Here is a 22141-nt window from a genome sequence, read left to right on the forward strand (position 1 = left end):
GATAAATTGGAAAGCAGGAGGTTGTACACGTGTATACACGCAAGTCTTTCGGACTTTTTCTCAGTTATTTGTTAGTCCTGTCTGTCTTCGTGCTGGGCTGCCAGTCGAATCAAAATGCGGCACCTGGTCAAGCTGACGCACCCAAAAACGGCGAAGCTGCGGGTGCGGCTAATCAAACAGTGCCCGAGCTGAAAATCGGCTTGCCGTCGGACGCAGGCCCGCTGAACATCTACACCGGAAACATCGATTATTTGACAGAGCTTGTCTTCGATAAATTGTTCTCGCCTTCCCCCTATGTAGAAAAGCCGCAGCCTTGGCTGGCGGAATCCGCGCAGCAGCTCGATGACGTGACATGGGTGGTCAAAATCCGCTCCGGCATCAAGTGGCACGATGGCAAGCCGTTTACAGCTGAAGACGTCAAATTCACCTATGAATACTATCGCGACGGCCCAGCTAACCGCCACACCCACCACGTAAGCGAAGTGCCGCACATCTCCAAAATCGAGCTGGACGACCCTTCGACCGTACGCTTCACATGCGCTTATGCGTGCCCGACTTTGGAACGAATCACCTTTGCCGACCTGCCGATTTTGCCGAAACACATCTGGGAAAATGTGCAAAATCCGCGCAAATATACCGACCTGCCAATCGGAACCGGCCCTTACAAGCTGGTCGAATACAAGGCAGATCAATACTACAAGTTCGAAGCAAACAAAGACTATTTCATGGGCAGCCCGATTGTCGACAACCTGGTGATGCCTGTGATCAAAGACCCGACAGCGATCTTCAATGCGCTGCGTGCGGGTGAAATCGATATTTCTGCACGTCCGGTTCCCGCTGAGCTGGAGGCTTCTTTCCAAAATCAGGCCAACATGAAAGTCGTTCAGACCGCTCCGTTGTCGCTGATCGAGTTGAAGCTGAATTACGAAAAAGCGCCATTCAATCAGGAAGCGTTTCGCAATGCGATGTCGCTCGCCGTGGATCGCCAAGCGATTACAGATACCGTGCTGCTCGGAAAAGGACGACCTGGCTTGAAAGGCTATCCTCACCCGGATTCGCCGTGGACCAATCCAAACCTGAGCACGCCGTACGATGTGGAAAAAGCAAAAGCAGTGATGGATGAATTGAAGCTCACCGACCAAAACAATGACGGTGTCCGCGAGACAGCAGATGGAAAAGCACTCGCGTTTTCGCTGAAAGTACCATCTACAGAGCCGGCGTGGATTCGCGCTGCCGAAATGCTGAAGGAGCAGTACGCCAAAGTCGGCATCAAAATCAACGTAGAAGTGCTCGATTCCGGAACGATGGCGACCGTTTCCCAGACGCGTGATTTTGACCTCGTCATCGGTACGATCGGCGCTCACGGCGTTGCTGACCCGGATCAATTTGTGATGTCCCACCGTTCGTCTTACTTGTGGAACAAAAAAATCCCGTATCCGGCCATGGACGAGCTGACCAAGCAATGGATGGCGGAAACGAGCGTAGACAAGCGCAAAGAGATCGCGTTCAAAATGCAGGAGCTGTTCAACAAGCAGCCGACCAGCATCGTCTTGTACTACCCGGAAGAGAAATTCGCGTACAATGCGCAAAAATTTGACCAATGGGTAGAGTCGCCAGGGTTTGGCGTCATCAACAAATTTTCCTTGCTGCCAGATGGCGTGAAAAAGGCAGTAGCTAAAGAGTAAGACGGGGGGAGCTGTCATGGGTGGGAGCTGGTTCTCCTCTGCATTCGGCAAAAAATGCATTCAATATGTGCTAGTGCTGGCCGTCGCGCTGACGATCAATTTTGCTCTGCCGCGGCTGGCGCCTGGCGACCCGCTGGAATTTTTCTTTGGCGAGTCGACCATCAACGAGCTGACTCCGCAGCAACGCCAGCAAGTCGAGCATGAACTTGGCTTGGATCGCTCGCTTTGGCAGCAATACGCTGATTTCATGACAGGTGTGTTCCGGTTCGATCTCGGCAGCTCCATCAAGTACGGAAAGCCAGTAACAGAAGTATTGGCAGACAGACTGCCGTGGACGTTTCTGCTGGTAGCTCCCTCTCTCATCGTGAGCGCAGTCATAGGCATCGCCATCGGTGCCTATGCTGCGTGGAACCGGGGGAAGCGCCGCGACCTGCTTTTTCTGACGGGGATGCTCACGATCGAATCGATTCCCGGCTTTTGGATCGGCATGCTGCTCATTGCGGTTTTCTCGGTCAGCCTGGGCTGGTTCCCTTCCTTTGGAGCCGTGCCAATCGCTTTTACCGGGGGCGGCATGGAGTATGTGCTCGCCCTTCTCAAACATATGACGCTTCCCGTCATCACGATTACGCTTGCGACTATCGGGGGTAATTTTTTGCTCACCCGTTCGTCGATGCTCGATACGCTGGGGCAAGATTACGTGCTGATGGCGGAAGCCAAAGGGGCGGTCAAGCGCAGCCTGATTTTCAATCATGCGCTGCGCAACGCTCTGTTGCCCGTGTACACGCACATCACGATGAGCCTGGGGATATTGGTGAGTGGCGCTGTCGTCGTCGAGACGGTCTTTTCCTATCCGGGGGTTGGCAGGCTGCTCTATGAGAGCGTAATTGCGCGGGATTACCCGATGATGCAAGGCGTCTTTTTAATCATCACGCTAGGGGTCATCGCGGCGAATTTGCTGGCGGATTTGACATATCCGCTGTTTGACCCGCGTGCCCGTCAAAGAAAACAAGTGGAGGAGTCTCCATGAGTCGTATTGGTTCCAAAATGATTGGTTGGCTCGGCGCGTTTTTGCTGGCGATCGTTCTGCTGCTTGCCTTCGTGGGACCTTACCTGGTGCCGTACGACGCCAGCGAGCAGTCTGGTGCCCCGTTCCAACCGCCTGGAAAAGAGCATTGGCTTGGAACGAATGACATGGGGCAGGACATTTTGGCCGAGCTGGTAGTGGGCGCGCGCACCTCGCTTACGGTAGGGATTGTCGCAGCTTTGCTCGCTACCTTGATCGGCACGGTTGTCGGCCTGGTTTCGGGATATTCAGGGGGGTTTTTGGACGCCTTCTTCATGCGGATTGTAGACATTTGCCTGACTTTGCCGTTTTTGCCGCTCATGATCGTGATCGGGGTGTACATCGGGCCGAGTCTGTTGACGCAGGTGCTCGTCATCACGCTCGTCATGTGGGCAGGAAAAGCGCGGAAAATTCGCGCCCAGACGCTGTCGTTTCGCACGCGAGGAGCGGTCTTGGCTGCGCGATCGATGGGCGCGGGTCACTTCTATATTTTGCGGAAGCACATTTTTCCCAGCATCCTGCCGCTGGTCATCCCGCAGTTCGTGCAGGCTGTCAATGTCTCGATCTTGATGGAATCTTCGCTCAGCTTTTTGGGGATGGGAGATCCGCTGTCCAAAAGCTGGGGAAGCATTTTGTTTTACGCCAACTCGCGCAGCGCCTTTTTGACTGAGGCGTGGATGTGGTGGGTGATTCCGCCTGGCTTGTGCATCGTGATGACCGTGCTCGCCTTTTCCTTGATCGGCTATTACCTGGAGGAGCGGGTAAATCCGCGCCTTCGCGCTTATCAGGCGCCTGCTGCGAAGAGAGATCGGCGACTGGCGCAAGAGAAGCTGGCCGCTGTGAAGCCTGCGGCGGCAGACGCTTTGCTGGACGTGCAAAATTTGACCGTACAGTATCCGAAAGACGGCGGTACGGTTCGCGCAGTGGATGCTGTCAGCTTTGCTTTGCGCAAAGGGGAAGTGTTGGGGCTGGTTGGCGAATCGGGCAGCGGCAAAAGCACGATTGCGTCGGCTGTCATGCAGTTGTTGAAGCCGCCAGCGCTCGTTTCGCAGGGAGCAATCTATTTTGCAGGCAGCGACTTGACGCAGCTCTCGTCCGAAGAGGTGAGACGGCTGCGGGGAAATCGGATTGCCTGGATTCCGCAGGCGGCGATGAACGCGCTCAATCCTGTGATGAACGTGCGAGAGCAGTTGGCAGAAGCGCTCCGTTCCCATCAGTCCATGTCCAAAGACGAGATCGCGGAACGAATTGACGAAGTGCTTGCGCAAGTCGGACTTGCTTCCCGGTGGGCCGCTGCTTTTCCGCATGAGCTGAGCGGAGGCATGCGCCAGCGTGTCGTGATTGCCATGGCGCTTGTGAACAAGCCCGATTTGATCATAGCTGACGAGCCGACGACTGGTTTGGACGTCATGGTTCAGGTGGAGATTATCAAGCTGTTGAAAAACTTGCAGCGCACGCTCGGGCTGTCGATGGTGTTTATTTCGCACGATCTCCCTGTCGTACTCAGCCTGGCTGACCGCACCCTCATCATGAATCAGGGCAAAATCGTCGATCAGGGGAACACGCTCGCTTTGGCGAAGACGTCGACACATCCGTATACGCGCCGCTTGATCGATTCGATTCCAAGGCTGACGCCAGCCCTTGAGCAGCGTTCCTTGCAGGGACAGGGACAACGATAATTTCACGGAGGCAAGAAGGATGGGAGTGCACAAACAAGAGCGGGATACGATGCAGCAAAAGGTGTTGTTGCAAGTATCCGGGCTGTACAAAACTTACGGGAGCAAGGGCGCATCGAGGCAGGCTGCTCCGGTTATTGACGGCGCCAGCTTTTCCATTCGGCAAACGGAAACGGTCGGCCTGGTCGGTGCGAGCGGAGCGGGAAAAAGCACGATTGGGAGAATCATCGCCGGGATCGAGCAGGTGGACAAGGGGAAGCTGATCTACCAGGGCCAAGACTTGCTGGCGATGAAAGCCAAAGAGCGCAGAGCAGCCACGAGGTCGATTCAGATGGTTTTCCAGGACCCGTACGAGTCGCTTTCTTCGCGGATGACGATTGAACAGCTGGTCGCAGAGCCGCTGGTGATCGCCAGGCTGCACAAGAACGATCCGGCCAAAAGGACGGAGCTGGTCCGGGAAGCTTTGCGGGAAGTTGCGCTGTCACCGGAGCGTTACATGCACCGTTACGCTCATGAACTGTCCGGCGGGGAGCGCCAGCGGGTGGGCTTGGCTCGCGCGTTCATCACCCGGCCGCAGCTCATCGTGGCTGACGAGCCGACTTCCATGCTGGACACTTCCTTGCGTCTCGATTTGCTGGGGCTTATGCGAGAACTGAGCCAGCGGCATGAAATCGCTTATTTGTTCATTACGCATGATCTGGCGTTGACGCGAGGTTTTTGTGATCGGCTGCTCGTGCTCAATCAGGGGCAGATCGTGGAGACGGGCACGCCAGAAGAAGTGACGGAAAACCCGCAGCATCCTTTTACGTTGCGGCTGATCGAGGCGTTGCGGGAGCTTGACCAGTTTTGAGCGGGGATTACTCGATTGCTTGATGGAAAAAAGGAACGAGGAGGCATACATGGATCAACGAACCGATTTTTTGATGCTCGATTCGGGCTGCTGCTTTGGGGAGCCGCGTCTGAAAGACCCGAATTATCAAGATTTTTTTTCCTTCATCGATGTGTACGATTTGCCGGAGCACGATTTGTCGCCATACAAGTGCCTGGTGATTACCGGGCTGATCGACCAGGAGCTTTTGTACAAGCAAAAAGAGCAGATTCGTGATTTTCTCGACGGAGGAAAAGTGCTGGTGTTCAGCGGCAATCTGTTTTTGCCGTGGCTGCCGGGCGCGTCTGCTTTTGTGCCAAAAGAAATTCGCAATCATTCCGACTATGATGTGACGATCGCCAAGGAGCATCCGATTTTTGCCGGAGTGCAGACGTACGACATGACGTACAACAAAGGTGTTGCAGGCTTTTTCGCCAGAGGCCATCACCCGCTGCCGGACGGGGCTGAGGTGTTGTTGACCTTGCCGGGGGGAGAACCGATTACGTATATCGACCGGAACAGTACGAAGGGCACGATTCTCGTCCATTCGGGAAATGACTTGTTCGGCTACAATCACCCGGGAAAATCGACCGGACGAATTGCGCTGCAACTCACCGAGTGGGCGCGGAACGAATATCGGCAGCTTCAGGAGCCTCAGGAAAGGGGAGCGTACGCATGAGAAAGATCGCAGCTTTGTACGGCGGCAGCTCGCAGCATTTTCGCAGTTTGAACGAGCCGAAGTACCGCAAGTATTACGACAGGCTCATCTACTTGCCTGATCTTGAGAACACGTCGCTGGATGAGTTCGATGCGCTGGTGGTTCCCTCGCAGCTGCACATGGGACTGGTGATGAAATCGCGCGAGAAAATCAAACAGTTCGCGGAAAAGGGCGGGATTGTCGTCGCTTTCGGTCCGCAGCCGCGCGAATGGATTCCGGGGCAAAACTGGGAGCTTCGCCCGACGAACTTCTGGTGGTGGCTGGACAAAAACGCGAAGAGCGGGCTGGTGCTGCAAAAGCCGGACTACGATCTGTTTTCCTACATTACGCTGGCAGATGCGACCTGGCATCAGCATGGGGTGTACTGGCCGCCGGAGGGTGCCGAGGTGCTGATTTCGACCGAAGACGGGGGAGCCGTCCTGTATGTCGACAAGGTGAGCACAGCGGGTACGTGGATCGTCACTACGCTTGATCCGGACTTTCATTTTGGCTCGTACTTCATGCCTGCGACAGAACGCTTTCTCGACGGCTTCCTGCCGTGGCTGGCAGAGGGGAACGTCTGATGATCCGGCTGCAAAAGCTTTGCAAGAGCTACGGGGAGAGAGTCATTCTGCAAGACCTCGACCTGCATCTGGAAGCAGGGGAGTTCGCCTTTTTGCAGGGGCGGTCGGGTTCGGGAAAAAGCACGCTGCTCAAGCTTTTGTACCGGGAGCAAACCGAGTTTGCGGGACGCATCGATATTGATGCCGTCCCGATCGAACAAATCCGCAAATTCGAGTTAAGGCGAATGATGGGCGTCATTTTTCAATCGTTCGAGCTGCTTCCGCGAAAGACGGTCATGGAAAACGTGGCGCTCGCTGGCGAGGTCGTCGGAAAACGGTGGGGCGAAATCGAACCGGAAGCGCAGCGGCTGCTTGCAAGAGTCGGGCTGCTGGATCGGAAGGATGTCTTTCCTGACCAGTTGTCGGGGGGCGAGCAGCAGCGCGTTGCGATCGTGCGTGCCCTGCTGAATCGCCCGCGCATTCTTTTGGCAGATGAGCCTACCGGGAATCTGGATAGCGAGACAGCGTTTGAAGTGATGCAATTGCTGAAAGAACTGCATGTGGAGGAAAACATGGCGATGTTGATTGTCACCCATTCGGAGCGGCTGGTTGAACAATTTCCGGCAAAGACGTGGATGATGGAGCAGGGGCGGGTACGCGTCGTATGAACAGACAATCGTGCATGTACATGCTCAGGGATGCGCGCGAAGGCATTCAGCGAAACATAGGGGCTGCGGCGGCTGCGGCAGTCTTGATTTTTGTCGCAGTGCTCATCGCGGGCATCCTGTTGCTCGGAAGGTTCGGTGTCGGGGATTTGATGGGCTATCTGGAGTCACAGGTAGCCATGAAGCTGTATGTAGACCCTGCTGCGGATACGAAGGCTATCGCGGCCATTTTGCAGGAAAAAAGCTTCGTTCAATCCGTCGAAATCGAGACAAAGGCGCAAATGCTGGAGCGATTGGCCGGATTTTTTGCCGGGCGGGAGCACCTGCTTGTCTCTTTTCAGGAGAGTCAAATTCCGGACGCAATCCGCCTGGAGCTGCGCGACAAGACGCAGATCAAGCTCGTGGCGGAACAATTGCAGACGATGAACGGCATCACAAAAGTCGTCTATCCGCAGGAATTTGCCGAAACGATCTTGCGCTGGTCGGCCCAACTGAACCAGTACGGCTTGGGCTTGCTGCTTGGTCTGGGCGCGCTCGCTTTCGGGATGGTGTTTATCGCGATGAATCTGGCCATGTATCAAAGGCAGCAGGAAATTCGCGTCCGGCTGTTGCTTGGTGCGAACCCGTGGCATGTCAGGGGGCAATTTTTGTTTGAAGGCTGGCTGATTGGCTTCGTTGGCAGCTTGCTTGCGGCCGTAGCGATTTATTGGCTCTTTTCGGGCATGCTGTTGCCTTTGCAAAAACAGTTCCCGCTGGTGTTTCACTTCTCGCAGCAGCTGGTGTACGAGATGATGGGAGGCATGGCGCTCGCAGGCTCTTTGCTAGGGCTGTCAGCCAGCTATGCTTCGACAAGGAAGCTGATCAATCATGCGTAAAAAGCTGATGCTGCTCGTGGCGGCAGGGCTGTTTTTAGGGGCGACAGGGGCGTATGCGCATTTGACAGGCGCATTTGCGAATTTTCTCGTGACCGTCAACGACGAGAGCACCACCGAACGGCTGAAAGCAGAAGTGGCTCAGACCAAAAAAGAGATCGCCAGGCTTGCGCCGCAGATTGCCAAGCTTGAGAAAAGCTATGTTGCGGATCAAAAGGTAGCAGTCGACAAGCTGCAATTTTACAGTGAGATGGGATTGGATACGTGGGTTAGCTTGTTGCAGCAGCAACAGGAGCCTGTCGATATTCTCGGCAGTCAATGGCTGATCGAGCGGAATCTGGACGCATACATGGAGGAGCTGGACAAGCTGTATCTGGCTTACAAGCAACTGGTCGCCACGAAAGAAACGCTGGAAGGACACGAGAAGCTGCTTGGCATGATTGAGCAAAATCTTCAAGCCAGAGGCGCATTTCTCGCCGACAACCCGGAACTGCCGATCGAGCAGCTCGCCAATTATTTGGATATCGACTGGATGGCGGAGGTGGAGCCGGCTTTGCTCGCCATTTTGGCAAAAGACCGCGCTTTGACGGAGCAGCAGGCAGCCACCTGGGCTTCCACTCAGACGGGCACCGCTTCCCAGCCGTATCGTCTGGACGAAAGCTGGATCAACGAACGCAGCGAGCTGCGCTACTTTTTCCGTTCGGATCACGTGTACGTGGTGTTTCAAAAGCCTGACTTGCACGTGATTTTGATTGGACAAGTGTTGAAAGATTCTTCGGATGCGGCTGCCCTGGTTTTCGAGGCGGGATTTTTCAACGGCTTTTTGATGCCGGAAACATTGATTGAGGAATTGCAGGGCTTCCGCATTCCTTATGCACAGCTTTTGCAATTGCCTCGTGTACAGGCGCCCTTTTATCTCCAGCAAACAAGCGGAGGGCTGATCGTACGAACCGGAGATAGCCAAAACTAGCAGATCATCTGGATGGGAGAGAAAGACATGAGAAGGAGCTTGTGTTTGTTGGCGATGCTGGTATGGCTGTTGCCGAGCCTGGTATCGGCGCACATCGTCAACGAGCAAAACTTGTACGACGACCTGCAATATTCCAAGGCGACGTCGCAGATCGTGTATTTGAGCGGCCTGGGAGTGATTCCTTACGATCATCACGGCTCGACGCTGTTTTCCCCGCAGGAGAAGCTGACGCGTGAAGAGCTGGCGTATTGGGCGGGAACGTTCGGGAAGCTGCAAGAGAGCGGAGCGGCCCGTACAGAAGTGACAGCGGCAGCTTTGGCAAAAGGACTCGTGCCCTCTTTGGACGGCAATGCCACGTATGCGGACGTCAATCAGGCTTACTTTGCAGGGAAGCTGGCTGTGCAGGATGCCGGACGTGAGCTGACCCGCGAGCAATTTGCGTTGTTTGTGTTCGAGCACAGAAAAGATGAGGCCGAAGGGAAAAGCTTGTACGACCGGGGCGGCTTTCTCGCGGGGCCAACAGGCAAAGTGGACAAAGTGAGCGTTCGCGAGGAAAAAGATGCAGAGGGCAAGGCTGCAAAAGTGTATTCGCTTACTGTATCTGGCACCGCGTATGACGTGTCGGCGCATCCGCGCGTGCTGCAAGCCGCCGTTGACCCGGCAGAGTGGGAAGGAAGGGCGATTCAGGAAGCGTGGCTGATGAATGTCGCAGGCAAACCGCAGCCGCAGCTCCAGCTGATTCAGTTTGAACAAAGCGCCAATGCTTCCGCACAACCGAAAAAAGCGGCGAGTGCAGACCACGAGCATGAACACGCTGGTCATGAAGCGGCAGCCAGCAGTGACGAGTCGGGGTCATCGCTCATTCCTCTGGTGATCGTCGTTGTTTTGCTCGTGCTTGTCGGCGGCTTTTTGTTCACGCGAAAACGGAAATAAAGCCGCAGCCGCTATATGGCGCTATGGATAGCTATAGGGAAAGCGAACGAAACAGGGCTTTGTCAGGGGCGGTCTGGCGAAGCCCCTGCTTTTTCTTGCGAACCGGACCGAACAGATCAAGCCAATCTAATCCATAAGTCGAAAATGGATTGACAGTGGTGCAGGCCGCGCCTTAGGATAGACAGTAACTCAGCATGTTTGGATGGAGGTTCTGTTATGTGGTATGTACGCATGCGCTAATCAGGCACGGACGACTCGCCCGTTTTTCGATGGGTTATTTGTCATGCCTGCATAGTCAGCTTGCGTATTCCTCCAAAGCTCCCTGCCTGATTCGTTGTTAGGCAGCTCTTTCAAGTGCTTTGATGCAGCAAGCTTTCGCACGGATGACACCCCCTCGGACGGGACGTTCTCCGTGCTTTTTTGCGTCCAAAAACGGATGCCGCACTTGAATGTCCACATGAGGAGGATGTATATGAATACGAAAAAAGACAGTTGGAAGAGAACTTTTTATACGATTTTTGCCGGGCAGGCTTTCTCGCTTCTGGGCAGTGCCGTTGTTCAATTCAGTATCATCTGGTGGCTGACAGAGGAGACAGGATCAGCGGTGGTGCTGACCATCGCTTCGATGGCCGGCTTTTTGCCCCAGGCTTTGATCGGGCCTTTTGCCGGAACGATTGTGGATCGGCTGGATCGCAAAAAAATCATGATAGCCGCAGACATGTTCATTGCCTTTGTCAGTCTTGTCCTGGCTATGTTGTTTTTCGCCGGGATGGAGCCGCCTGTTTGGGCCTTTTACGTGATTCTTGGCTTGCGTTCGATCGGAAGCGCGTTTCACATGCCGTCCATGCAAGCTTCCATCCCGCTGATCGCGCCCGAAGATCAGCTGATGAAGGTGCAAGGCTGGATGCAGACGCTGACCTCTGCCGTACACATGGCGGGTCCGATGCTCGGTGCCTTTTTACTGGCCTATTTTTCGATGGAAGCAGTGCTCTTGCTCGATGTTTTGGGGGCGCTGCTGGCAAGTGCCGCTTTGCTGATGGTGCATATTCCGAATCCTGAGCGCAGCGCGCCGGAGGAAGGCGCGAGCGGCATGCGCAGCGAGATCAAGGCAGGGCTGCGCGAACTGATGAAGTCAAAAGGCTTGCTGGTGATCACAGCGGCAATCGGGTTCACGACGTTTGTGTATGTGCCTGTTGGGGCATTGTTTACTCTTATGGTACTGAATCATTTTGGCAAAGGGGCGTGGCATGCCGGAGTGGTCGAGTTTTCTTTTGCAGCAGGTATGCTCGTCGGCTCGCTGCTTTTGGGCAGCTGGGGTGCCAAGCGAAATCGCGTGTACTTGTTGACAGGCGGGATTGCGTTGCTGGGAGCGGGACTGTTCTTCGCGGGGCTGTTGCCTGTGTCCGGATTTGTCGGGTTTGTGCTGCTGTCGGGCTTGATGGGGGTATCGGGACCATTGTTTGGCGGGCCGTTTGCGGTGCTGTTGCAAACGACGATCGACCCGGCTGTTCAGGGACGAGTGATGTCTCTTGTGAACAGCCTGATGCTGATCGCAACGCCGATTGGTTTGTTGGTGGCAGGCCCGGTAGCTGAGGCAATCGGGGTGGACAGCTGGTTCTCGCTGTCCGGTATTGCCATTGTGCTCATCGGCTTGTGCCCCTTGCTCTTTCCGGCAGTGAGAGAGCTGAAGGCATCCGCAGCGAGCCAGTAATCACGTGCATACAAGCAGCCAAGGTCACGCATGGTGGCTTTGGCTGTGTTTGTGTCAACGGAGTGGATGGAGGTTTTACAGTTATGTGTCGAAATGCCTGTGAGATTGGTAATGCAAGCCTTGTAAATTTATAATGAAGGTGTACATGAACAGCGAGGAAGCGCCTTTCAGCGGGAAAGAGGGTACTATGGAACCAGATCAACGGATTGAAGCAGCTCAACACTTTATCCGCACCTGCTACAGCGAATTGAATAAAACGGAGGCCGAGACGGAGCGACGTTTGCAGCAAGTCCGGCAGCAGATGGAGTCACAAGGCTACTATGAGCATACAGAGGAGGAGTTGCGTCACGGGGCGAAAATGGCCTGGCGCAACAGCAATCGGTGCATTGGCCGCTTTTTCTGGGAGTCGCTGATTGTGTTGGACGAGCGCCATGTCCAGACAGAGGAAGAGATGGCGCAGGCGTTGCTGCGACACATCGAGTTCGCGACGAACGGCGGAAAAATCAGGCCGACGATCACCGTCTTTGCAGCGGAGACACCAGAGCGCCCAGCCATGCGCATCTGGAACCATCAGCTCATTCGCTATGCCGGATATGAAACCGAGTACGGCGTACTGGGCGATCCGATATCGATTGAATTGACGAAGCTCTGTATGAGCTTGGGCTGGCAAGGCGCTGGCACTCACTACGACATTTTGCCGCTCGTCGTACAGATCGGGGATCGCAAGCCGCAGTTTTTCGAGATTCCACCTGAACTGGTCATTGAAGTGCCGATTACTCATCCGGAAATAGCAGGCTTCGCGGACCTTGGCTTGCAATGGTACGGCGTGCCGATCGTGGCTGATATGCGAATGGAGATCGGCGGCATGAATTACTTGGCGGCGCCATTCAACGGCTGGTACATGGGAACGGAAATCGGCGCGCGCAATCTGGCAGACGAATATCGCTACAACATGCTGCCGAAAGTCGCAGAGGTCATGGGGCTGGACACGAGCCGGGAAGCGACGCTTTGGAGGGACAAGGCGTTGGTCGAACTGAATGTGGCCGTCCTGCATTCTTATAAGGAAAAAGGCGTGTCGATTGTCGACCACCATACAGCCAGTCAACAATTCAAACGTTTTGAGGAAAGAGAAGAAAAAAATGGCCGGGCCATTACAGGAGACTGGACATGGCTGATTCCGCCGATTTCTCCTGCGGCTACGCACATTTTTCACAGCGCGTACGATAACAAGCTGGAATCGCCGAATTTTCATTACCAGACCAAACCGGAATGGCCCCAAAATAAGTGATCGAAGATGTCGCGGACGACGGTTCGCGGCATTTTTTTGTAAAGAGGAAGCCTCCGTAAACAGATTGCCGAACCAAAAATCCAAAGGTTTTTACTGGATGTAAAGGCGCGATGCGGGCAGAAAAGCACCGCCATGAAGCTTGCACAGCATTAGAGCTGTATGGGATTTACAGTGATTTTCTTCGACAGAACAGTGGCGAAATCAGTAAGATGTGATAAAATTATAACGATAATGATTATCATTATTACAGAAGATGGGGGAGATTCACTTTGCGCAAAACCGGGTTTTACAAATCAAGCTTGCTGGCGATCATGCTGGTTCTCGTAGGGATTTTGTCGGCTTGCGGACAAGCTCCAGCCAATAACGCCGCTCAACCAGCGCAGGAACAAAAGGCTGCTCCGGCGGCGACCGAAAGTAACAGTGAATTTATCACGTACCAGGCTCCGAATGGAGAGGTGAAAATTCCGAAGGACGTGAAACGATTAGTTGTGCTTGCCGATATTTACGCCGGAGATTTCCTGGCTTTGGGAATCAAGCCGATTGCCGTTACCGATCACGTCTTGCAAAACCCGTACATGAAAGGCAAACTGGACGGCGTGGAAAGCGTTGGCGACGGTACTTCCGTTGAGAAAGTGCTGAGCATGAGTCCAGATTTGATCATCGTGTTTGAAGGCGATGCCAATACGGCAGAGTTGTCCAAAATTGCTCCGACCGTTGCTGTTCCTTACGGCAAGAAAACGTTCCGCGAGCAGCTTCAAGAGTTCGGCAAAATGACAGGCAAAGAAGACAAAGCCAATGAATGGATTGCGGCTTGGGACAAGAAAATTGCTGATCTGAAACCGAAAGTACAGGCGGCGGTAGGAGACAAAACCGTTGCCATCCTTCAGCCTTACGCCAAAGGGATTTACGCCTTCGGACACAACTTCAGCAGGGGCGGCGAAATCATTTACGGCGAATTTCAGTTGAAGGCTCCGGCTGCTACGCAAAAAGTTGCCATCGACACTGGTACGGGCTGGGCAGATGTTTCGCTGGAAACACTTCCCGACTTTGCGGGTGATATCATTTTCACCAGCGGATGGTCTGGAGATGATACCAATCCGGATGGCGTGTATGAGAACAGCGTATGGAAAAACCTTCCTGCTGTAAAAAACAATAAAGTATTCCAGCTCGACCGCGTCGGCTCGTATTTTAACGACCCGATTTCGCTGGACGCGCAGCTCGATTTCTTTGTAGAAAAACTGACGCAAAACTAGGCCAATTCAATAGAAAACCCCCGAACCGGACAGCGGCAGAACGCTGATCCCGGCTCGGGGGTTTGTCTGTTTTTAACGGTTGTAGTAACTGCTGAGAGCTTGCAGCAGACCGAGCGGATTTTTGCGCAAATCTTTGGCGCTAAAGAAGATGCTGCCTTGCACTTCCGGAACGGATGCGTTGAAGTTCAACTGGTTGATAATTTCCTGAGAGCTTTGCCAGCCTGCCTCGGCTGTTCCCAGCTTGTAAGGAGAGTGGCCGATGAAAAGCTTGACGTTGGTTCCGCGCACCTCGTCTGCCCACCAAGTAACGAGCTTGTCGTACTGGGCTGGTGCAAAGGAAAGGCTCCAGTAAACTTGCGGCGTTACATAATCCATCCAGCCTTGCTTGATCCATGTGCGCACGTCGGCATACATGTTGTCGTAGGCGGTGACCCCTGCTTTCGTGTCCGAGCCTGTCTGATCGACGGCGATGTTTCGCCATACGCCGAATGGGCTGATCCCGAACTGGACGCGAGGCTTGGCACTTTTGATCGACTGGTTCAGCTGTTGGACGAACTGATTGATGTTGTCGCGGCGCCAGTCGGCTTTGGTCGCGATTTTTTTGCTGTTATAGGCTTTGAAGGCCGCGTCGTCATTGAAAGTGCCGTTGGACGGATAGAAGTAGTCGTCCAGGTGGACACCATCGACGTCGTAACGCTGCACGACCTCCATGATTTCGGCAATGATTTGCTGACGGGCTTGCGGAATGCCCGGATTGATGTACAGCTTGTTGCTGGAATTGACAATCCATTCAGGATGCTTTTTCGCTACATGCGTAGCGGCCAGCTGGTCGGTTTTGGCATCTACATTGGCGCGGAACGGATTGAACCAGGCGTGGAACTGCATGCCGCGTCTGTGCGTTTCCTCGACCATAAAAGCAAGCGGGTCATAGCCCGGATTTTTCCCCTGGGTGCCAGTCAAGTATTTGGACCAAGGCACCAGTGAAGACGGGTACAAGGCGTCTGCGGAAGGGCGCACCTGCACGAATACGGCATTCATGCCCATCGCTTGCAGCTCGTCCAAAAGTTGTATGTATTCCTGCTGCTGCTTGCTCTGGTTGCCGTAGGAGCCAGTCGACGGCCAGTCCAGATTGTAGACAGTAGATACCCACACACCGCGCAAAGAACCGTTCTGGACAGGCGGGGTTGTCGGTACAGGTACAGAACCAGAACCGTTATTGCCGCCGGAAATATCTGCGGGCGGCGGTGTAACGACAGCCGTGCTGCCCGTCAACAGCGTAATCGTTCTTGTTTCCTGCGCCCAGTTCACTTGCAAGCCAAGCTGTTCGGAGACAAAACGGAGAGGAACCATAACCCGGCCCTGTCTGTTTTGAACCGAAGCATCCAGCGGGATCGTGCTGTCGTTTACGAGCGCGTAAGTCTGATTAATGGTCATGGACAGCACCGTGCTGTCTTTTAAAATCGTGGCTGTCTGGGAGTTTTGATCCCAGTATACTTCTGCGCCAAGACTTTCGCTGATGACCCGCAAAGGAACCATCGTGACGTTTACTTTCGGGATGATGTACGGAGCGACGTCGCTTCTGATTTGCTGCCCGTCCAATAAGATGCTGATGCCAGGAGCTGCCTGCGCTGTTTGCACAGATGTCCCCATCGCTGGAATACACAACACGAACATAAGCAAAAGCATGAACCACTTGCGTAACTTCATTTTGTGAATCCTCCGACACGTAATATTTGCGGCAAAACTCTCACTAAACGTTTGACGTCTTATTATATCGCTTTGTTACGGCGGAATGGGAGGAGAATTGAGTCGATTCGGTTCATTTCGACAAAAATAAGGTCGTTGGAACCACCCAAGCTGATGAGGAATAGGCAAAGACATAGCCATTTTTTAGGGAGAGGAATAACTGCATGAGTTTGTTTCTTTCACAAAAGGTGCCGATTGTGTTTGTTCCGGGGCTGTTTGGGTCGATGAACGATCAGATTATTCCGGGAACCGGAGACTGGAGCTTTGGACTTGCGCGAACTGCATATGAACCGTTTGTTCGTATGCTGGAAAATATGGGATACCGTTTAAACGAGCAGCTGTTTGTTGCCTTTTATGATTGGCGTCAACCTGTTGGCCTCTCCGCCGAGCAATTTCTTGTGCCTGTTATTCAATGGGCGAAGCAAAAGACAGGCTCGCCGTATGTCAATCTGGTTTGCCACAGCATGGGCGGGCTGGTAGCCAGGTCGTATGTACAAGGGGATGCGTATCAAAACGATGTGGATCAGCTGCTTGTTTTTGCCACGCCAAACGCAGGTTCTCCGATCAGTTATTGCTATTGGGCTGGCGGAAAGCTCCCGCGTTCGGTCCATGCCAAAAGAAATGTAGTCGAGATTTACATGAATGTATATCTGGCTTATTTGGAGCACGGAAGACCGTTCAAGCGGGTGCAGGCGATCCAGAAACATTTTCCGAGCCTGCTTGATTTGGTGCCTGCGGCTGACTATGGGGATTACTTGCTGGAGAAGAAAAACGGGGTCGAATCGTTCGTCCCGTACAGCAGCATGGTGGTCAGAAATGAGTATGTCGACCTGCTCAACCGTACGATGGGGATTATTTACGACCGCAACATTCGCGTCACGGTTGTAGCAGGGGTCGGGCACGAAACGATTCATTACTTGCGCACTGTCCCATCGCTGTCCCCGACAAAATGGGTCGATGGCAGAGTAGTAGGCTCGATCAACAGCAAAGCCGGGGATGGCAGCGTTATGGCAAAAAGCGTTTTTGCCTTGGAAGGTGACAAATATTACGTGGAAGCATCGCATCTGGATGTTTTGTATAAAAGCGAACCGCTCCTGTGGCAGCTTCTGGGATAGCAGCATGTACGGGGACGGGGGCAAGCAAGAAAAAGAGGACTGAGCCAGGAGAAGCTGGCCCAAGTCCTCTTTTTGAATTATACGGCGCTCTTTCTGCGATACAGCAGGATGGAAAGACCGATCAGCAGGGAGGAGATTCCGGCGAGCAAATAGCCCGTTGGTGCTTCCTCGCCAGTCTGTGGCAGCACATTTCCGCTTGGGAACGCTTCGTCCGCGTTGTTTTGTACGTTGGCGTTTTTCGAGCCTGCGGATTCGGTTGGCTGGGCAGGAGTGCCGGGGCTTGCTGTCTGCCCGGCGTTGTTCGTCTGCTCAGGGTTGCCGGATTGTTCGGGTGTGGCAGGTTGCCCAGGAGTACCGGATTGCCCAGAAGTGCCCGGCTGTCCCGGAGTGCCCGGCTGTCCTGGAGTGCCTGGCTGTCCCGGAGTGCCTGGCTGTCCCGGAGTGCCTGGCTGTCCCGGAGTGCCCGGTTGCTCAGGAGTACCTGGCTGCTCAGGAGTATCTGGTTTGTCCGGCTTATCCGGTTTGTCTGGTTTATCCGGCTTTTCGGGTTTTTCAGGTTTGGTCGGCTCTTCCGGATCTGGATCGGTACCGCCGCCTGTTTTTACCTTGTTCTCCACAACGACTTCCACGTGGTTGCCTTTGGTTTGCCCTTTTTGGACAACAAAGGCGATCGGCGTGCTGTCTTTCTCATAGCCAGCTGGCGCTTTTGTCTCGATGAACTCGTATTTGCCAGGGTTGAGGTTCTCGACGATCAGTTCGCCGTTCTCGTCAGTTGTGAGATTGTCCTGCACGGTCCGGCCATTCTCGTCCTCCAAGGTGAAGACCGCTCCTGCCAGCTTGCGATTCGCGTTTCCAGCCTTGACCTTGATCAGTTTGACTGAACCTGGAATCAGCTTGTTGGTCAGGGTGAGGGAGAGCGGATCGCCAGCGGTCAAGTCGAAACGCAGAGGGTCTGCCAGCTGATAGTCGGCAAGCGCCTTGGTTTCAACGAATTTGTACGTTCCAGGCTGAAGGTTCTCAACGTGGATTTTGCCATTCGCATCCGTAATCAATCCGCTTTGTACCACTTTGCCGTCTGCATCAACCAGATCGAAGGTGACACCAGCGAGTGGTTCCTTCGTAAAGTGATCGATTTTCAGCAATTCCACGGAGCCTGCCTGCGGGATTCCTGTAATGACTTGGTTTTCCGCGATGACTTCCACGTGTTTGCCTTGGACCTGGTTTCTTTTGATCTCGAAGGCGATTGGCTTGCTTGTTCTCATGTAGCCAGCCGGAGCTTTCGTTTCGACAAACTGATACTTTCCGGGATTGAGGTTCTCCACAATCAGTTCGCCGTTGTCATCGGTCGTCAATTCTTTCAGTTCCAGCCCGTCTTTATCTTTGACGGTTTGCCCATTTTCGTCCTCCAGGGTGAAAACGGCTCCCTTCAGCTTGTGGTTGGGATAGCCTGCTCTTACTTTGGTCAGTTTGACCGAGCCTGGAATCAGTTTGTTGGTCAAAGTAAGCGTCAATGTGCCTTCGTCGACCAGATCGAATTTCAGCGGAGTCGCCAGCTGATAGTCCGGGAGTGTTGTCTTCTCCACGAACTGGTAGCTTCCGGCTTTGAGATTCGGAACGGTAATTTTGCCTTCCGCATTCGTTGCCAATCCGCTTTGCACCACTTTGTCGTCTGCGTCAAGCAAGTCGAAGGTGACGCCAGCGAGAGGTTCCTGCGTGAAGTGGTCGATTTTTAACAGTTCAACCGAACCGACGTTTTTCTCGTTTTTCATGGTGAGCTTCACGATTTCCGTCTGGTTGGCAACGATGGTGAATGTTTGCGGAGTGGTATCCAGTTTGTACCCTTTCGGCGCTGTTTTTTCTACCAGACGATAGTCGCCTGTTGGCAGATCACCTTTGAACAGCTTGCCGTCCGGTCCTGTCGTCAGTTCAGCGACGTCTTCGAATGTGCCGTTTTTATCGAATTGGAGCAGGAAAACGGCCCCGTCCAGTTGCTTCGCTGCATTTTCCGAGTCCACCTTGGTCAGCTCGAAACCTTGCCGCAGCAGTTTGTTTTCCACGGTGATTTCCAGCGTGTAAGGGACGGCGGGATCGGGCGTGCCGGAAGCTTTCAAGATAAGCTCTTTTCCGCTGCGGTACTCATCCGGGATGACGTAGCCAGCTGGCGCGGAAATTTCTTTCAGCTTGTAAGTTTTGTATTTGTAATTTTTGAAAAGGGCAAGACCATCGGCATCTGTCACGATTTTTTCCAGCAGGGTCGCTCCCGATTTGTCGTAAAGCCCGAACTCTGCCCCGGCCAGAGGCTCTTTCGTGTCAGCGTCTTTTTTAATGACCTGGATGTGGCCTTTGCCCGGTGTGTTTGCCCCGCCGCCTGCACCGGACAATTTCACCTTGATGCCTTCATTCCCTTTATCGTCGACCCCGACAACGGTTTTGCCTGCAAAAGAAGCTTTATTGTCGATTTTTTCGCCGTCGTCAGCGTTGATAAACGACTGGTATTCGAGGATGTAGGCTGTGTGCAGTTCATTTTTGAACGTGATGGAAAACGAATTGCCTTCTGTGTGCAGCGTGTATTCAGCCGCATCCAGTTCAGTCGACTTGAACAGCGCTCCGTTGGCAGAGACATCGGTTGTGTACAGCTTGAAGGAGTCTTGCAGCAAAATTTGATTGGCAGACAAAGTATCCTTCAACTGGGAAACTGCCGCGATTTGCGACTGGCTCGGGTTGATCATGATGCTCCAAAATGCGTATTCAGATTCTGCTCCCGTACCTTGGCGGCCTGTTTTCAGCAGGTAATCTCCGCCGTATTTCGGCTTCACAGTCGTTGATCCTGTGAAGAGCGGAGGGGTAGAGGTGTCACTGTCGTGCAACGTCGCTTTGTTTGTGTATTCGCTTTGGACCGGGAGATTTTCCAGGCTGGTTTTGTAGGTAATACGGACAGCGGATTTGATTTCGCCGAGGTGTATTTCAAAACCGTCGTTGCCGTTTTCCTTCAGCTTTTGGAAGTTGGAGAACGGAATTTCCTCGTCCACGACTTCTACACCGTTTGCTCCACCCGTCAGCTTCAGCTTGTAAACCTTCAGCGAGTTGTCCACGAAAGTTTGCTCGCCGCTGTAAAAGTCGCGCACAATCGCATTGGAAATCTGGTGAAGGTTGTAGTTCACATCGATTGTCCATGTAATTTCTTTCGTCTTGGCGTTGTATGTGCCCGTCTTGTTTCCGTTGTTCGTGGTGTAGCGGTCTGGAGTGACCGTAGCCGATTTGGTGATCGGTGTCTGTGGCGTACCGTTTTCGGTCCAGTTCAACGTCGCTTCGTTTTTGTAAGCGGCCGGACGGTCTTTGGACGTTGGATCGAATCTGGTTTCGTACGTGATCACATGGCTTTTGGTCAGTTTGTTCATGAACGTGATTTTAAAGCCTTTTGCGTAGTCGGGATTCGGTTCCAGCGTGTAGTCTGTGTCTTTTTGCAGCTCGTTCGTCCAATCGCTGACTTTCACACTTTCCGGGATGAGTGTCAGCCCCTGGCCTGCGTAGTTGTCCGTGATGAACAGGCCCGCGTCCATTTCCCAGTTGTCGCCGTTGAGATAGAGGGTCCATTCAATCGTTTTCTTGTCGTAATTGACCCGCTCTTTTTTGGCTGATTTCCAGAAAATTTCCTGGTTGATGTCCCTTGGAGCTTCCGCTGTATCGCCTGCGCTGTTTTCCACTTTGTTGATCACCGTGTATTTGTCTTCATGGACCCGCTTTTTCGCTTTGGTTTGGTAGACGATCTCGTAAGCTGTTGTCACGTCTTCGGCAAACTGGAGCTTGAAGCCAGTCGGAGTGTCCGTTACGGTGTAGTTTGTAACAGCTCCTCCCGCCTTGGTTGCCTTTCCGTTATCGTCGATGCTCATTTGATAAACGGCGAAAGAGCCAGGCAAAAGCTCCTGATGATTCGTATCGAATGTGTCCGCGATCCAGGCGTTGGCCTGCGGGATCGTTTTCTCATTGTAGTTGTACTGGATCGACCATGTAATGGTTTGGGTTTCCGATTTGTAGTCAGGCGCACCTTTGGTCAAGGGCTTGCTGTACTTGACCGAGACGCTTGCCGAGTCTTTCAGGGCATCAGGAAGATTGCTTCCTGTGACAGTGGCCTGGTTGGTAAACGTTTGATCTTTGCTTTCCGTGATCTTGGTTTTGTACGTGACTCGATAAGCGCTGTTGATATCGCCGAAATTAATTGTAAATCCGTTGGCTGTCGTCAACTTTTCAGGGGTAAAGGAAGTGATTTCGTCCTTTTGATTGACGAGGCCGTTCAGATTTACTTCCAGCGCGTACACTTTGATGGACGTCATGTCGATTTCCAGACCGTTTGGAAGTTCATCTGTAAATACGGCGTCTTTTATCGGATGCTCCCCTTGGTTAAAATCAACCGTCCAGTCGATTTCGCTGGCGTTCATCCCTTTGTTTGCTTTGGCTGCCTTTTTGATTTGGGTGTCGTTTTTGTTTTTGAAGTGAACCTGAATCGGGGCGACTCCGTCCAGTTTGAAGTCAATTTCCTGTCTGGTGCCCCCTTCAAACTTCAGTTCATCAAACTCGCGCCAAACAAAGAAGTAGCCGTTATCTACCTCTTGCCCGTCGTTGATGGAATCGTTGAAGGTAAAAGTGACCTGTCCGTCTGTTGTCACCTCGTACGTTCCGTAGCCTCCGTCGAGGTCTCCGGTCAAGACGCGGTCTGTTTTGAATTTGTCCGGTAATGGAAAGGAGAAAGTAGAGCCTTCGGAATAAGCATGGCCTGCTTCCAGCTTCCATGTGAAGTCGATTTGAACGCGCGATCCCTGGTCCGGTCGGATTTCCTCGATGTTGTTCCCGTTTTTGTCCTTCATAACCACGCTGGTGATGATGTTCTCGGTTATGACGTCGCCTTGTGGGACAGGCACTTCAAGGACAGGCGGGGGAACGGGGGGAGCGCTTGGCGATGGCGGGACAGAGCCGTCGCCCGGGACGGGACCCGTGCCTGTGCCGGGATTTGTGCCGGAGCCGTCACCGGGGTTGGTGCC

Annotated in this window: 16 protein-coding genes; 14 read left to right on the plus strand and 2 right to left on the minus strand. The window is 53.5% G+C overall.

The features are described from left to right. Positions 1–29: 29 nt before the first annotated feature. The 13 genes from EDM60_RS01555 to EDM60_RS01615 all read left to right on the plus strand — a co-directional run bounded on the left by EDM60_RS01555 (position 30) and on the right by EDM60_RS01615 (position 14244). Complete coding sequence (locus tag EDM60_RS01555; RefSeq protein ID WP_122962381.1) at positions 30–1685, plus strand: ABC transporter substrate-binding protein; 1656 nt, start codon at positions 30–32, stop codon at positions 1683–1685. 16 nt (positions 1686–1701) lie between these two features. Continuing rightward, positions 1702–2712, plus strand: a complete 1011-nt coding sequence (locus EDM60_RS01560; RefSeq protein ID WP_122962382.1) for an ABC transporter permease — start codon at positions 1702–1704, stop codon at positions 2710–2712. Further along, positions 2709–4427, plus strand: coding sequence for a dipeptide/oligopeptide/nickel ABC transporter permease/ATP-binding protein (locus EDM60_RS01565; protein WP_122962383.1), 1719 nt, complete (start codon positions 2709–2711; stop codon positions 4425–4427). The genes EDM60_RS01560 and EDM60_RS01565 overlap by 4 nt, the downstream gene beginning before the upstream one ends. A gap of 19 nt (positions 4428–4446) precedes the next feature. Next, positions 4447–5274, plus strand: coding sequence for an ABC transporter ATP-binding protein (locus EDM60_RS01570; RefSeq protein WP_122962384.1), 828 nt, complete (start codon positions 4447–4449; stop codon positions 5272–5274). Positions 5275–5323: 49 nt separating this feature from the next. Further along, a complete protein-coding gene (locus EDM60_RS01575; RefSeq protein ID WP_122962385.1) occupies positions 5324–5971 on the plus strand; it encodes a phosphate starvation-inducible protein PhoH in 648 nt (215 codons plus the stop codon). Then, positions 5968–6573, plus strand: coding sequence for a hypothetical protein (locus EDM60_RS01580; RefSeq protein WP_122962386.1), 606 nt, complete (start codon positions 5968–5970; stop codon positions 6571–6573). The genes EDM60_RS01575 and EDM60_RS01580 overlap by 4 nt, the downstream gene beginning before the upstream one ends. Then, the gene (locus EDM60_RS01585; RefSeq protein WP_122962387.1) at positions 6573–7220 is read left to right on the plus strand and encodes a cell division ATP-binding protein FtsE; all 648 of its coding nucleotides are present in this window, start codon (positions 6573–6575) and stop codon (positions 7218–7220) included. The genes EDM60_RS01580 and EDM60_RS01585 overlap by 1 nt, the downstream gene beginning before the upstream one ends. Next, positions 7217–8092 (plus strand): cell division protein FtsX, encoded by an 876-nt coding sequence (locus tag EDM60_RS01590; protein WP_122962388.1) that lies wholly within the window; start codon positions 7217–7219, stop codon positions 8090–8092. Before EDM60_RS01585 ends, EDM60_RS01590 begins: the two co-directional genes overlap by 4 nt. Next, positions 8085–9059: a hypothetical protein gene (locus tag EDM60_RS01595; RefSeq protein ID WP_122962389.1), complete on the plus strand. Its 975-nt coding sequence runs from the start codon at positions 8085–8087 to the stop codon at positions 9057–9059. The genes EDM60_RS01590 and EDM60_RS01595 overlap by 8 nt, the downstream gene beginning before the upstream one ends. Positions 9060–9086: 27 nt before the next feature. Then, positions 9087–9992, plus strand: coding sequence for a hypothetical protein (locus tag EDM60_RS01600; RefSeq protein ID WP_233454124.1), 906 nt, complete (start codon positions 9087–9089; stop codon positions 9990–9992). A gap of 472 nt (positions 9993–10464) precedes the next feature. Further along, on the plus strand, positions 10465–11703 hold the full coding sequence (locus EDM60_RS01605; RefSeq protein ID WP_122962391.1) for an MFS transporter: 1239 nt from the start codon (positions 10465–10467) through the stop codon (positions 11701–11703). A 187-nt stretch (positions 11704–11890) separates the two neighbouring features. Further along, on the plus strand, positions 11891–12991 hold the full coding sequence (locus EDM60_RS01610; RefSeq protein ID WP_122962406.1) for a nitric oxide synthase oxygenase: 1101 nt from the start codon (positions 11891–11893) through the stop codon (positions 12989–12991). A gap of 269 nt (positions 12992–13260) precedes the next feature. Next, the gene (locus tag EDM60_RS01615) at positions 13261–14244 is read left to right on the plus strand and encodes an iron-hydroxamate ABC transporter substrate-binding protein (protein WP_122962392.1); all 984 of its coding nucleotides are present in this window, start codon (positions 13261–13263) and stop codon (positions 14242–14244) included. A gap of 72 nt (positions 14245–14316) precedes the next feature. Here the strand turns inward: EDM60_RS01615 and EDM60_RS01620 are convergent, their stop codons facing one another. After that, on the minus strand, positions 14317–15951 hold the full coding sequence (locus EDM60_RS01620; RefSeq protein ID WP_122962393.1) for a family 10 glycosylhydrolase: 1635 nt from the start codon (positions 15949–15951) through the stop codon (positions 14317–14319). Positions 15952–16154: 203 nt separating this feature from the next. Between EDM60_RS01620 and EDM60_RS01625 the strand changes: the two genes are divergently transcribed. Then, positions 16155–17105, plus strand: coding sequence for an esterase/lipase family protein (locus EDM60_RS01625; RefSeq protein ID WP_122962394.1), 951 nt, complete (start codon positions 16155–16157; stop codon positions 17103–17105). A 77-nt stretch (positions 17106–17182) separates the two neighbouring features. On the opposite strand, the gene EDM60_RS01630 is transcribed toward EDM60_RS01625, so the two are convergent. After that, the coding region (locus EDM60_RS01630; RefSeq protein ID WP_122962395.1) for a SpaA isopeptide-forming pilin-related protein at positions 17183–22141 on the minus strand (4959 nt) is incomplete at its 5' end.

The sequence above is a fragment of the Brevibacillus parabrevis genome (genome assembly GCF_003710905.1).
Lineage (GTDB): Bacteria > Bacillota > Bacilli > Brevibacillales > Brevibacillaceae > Brevibacillus > Brevibacillus parabrevis.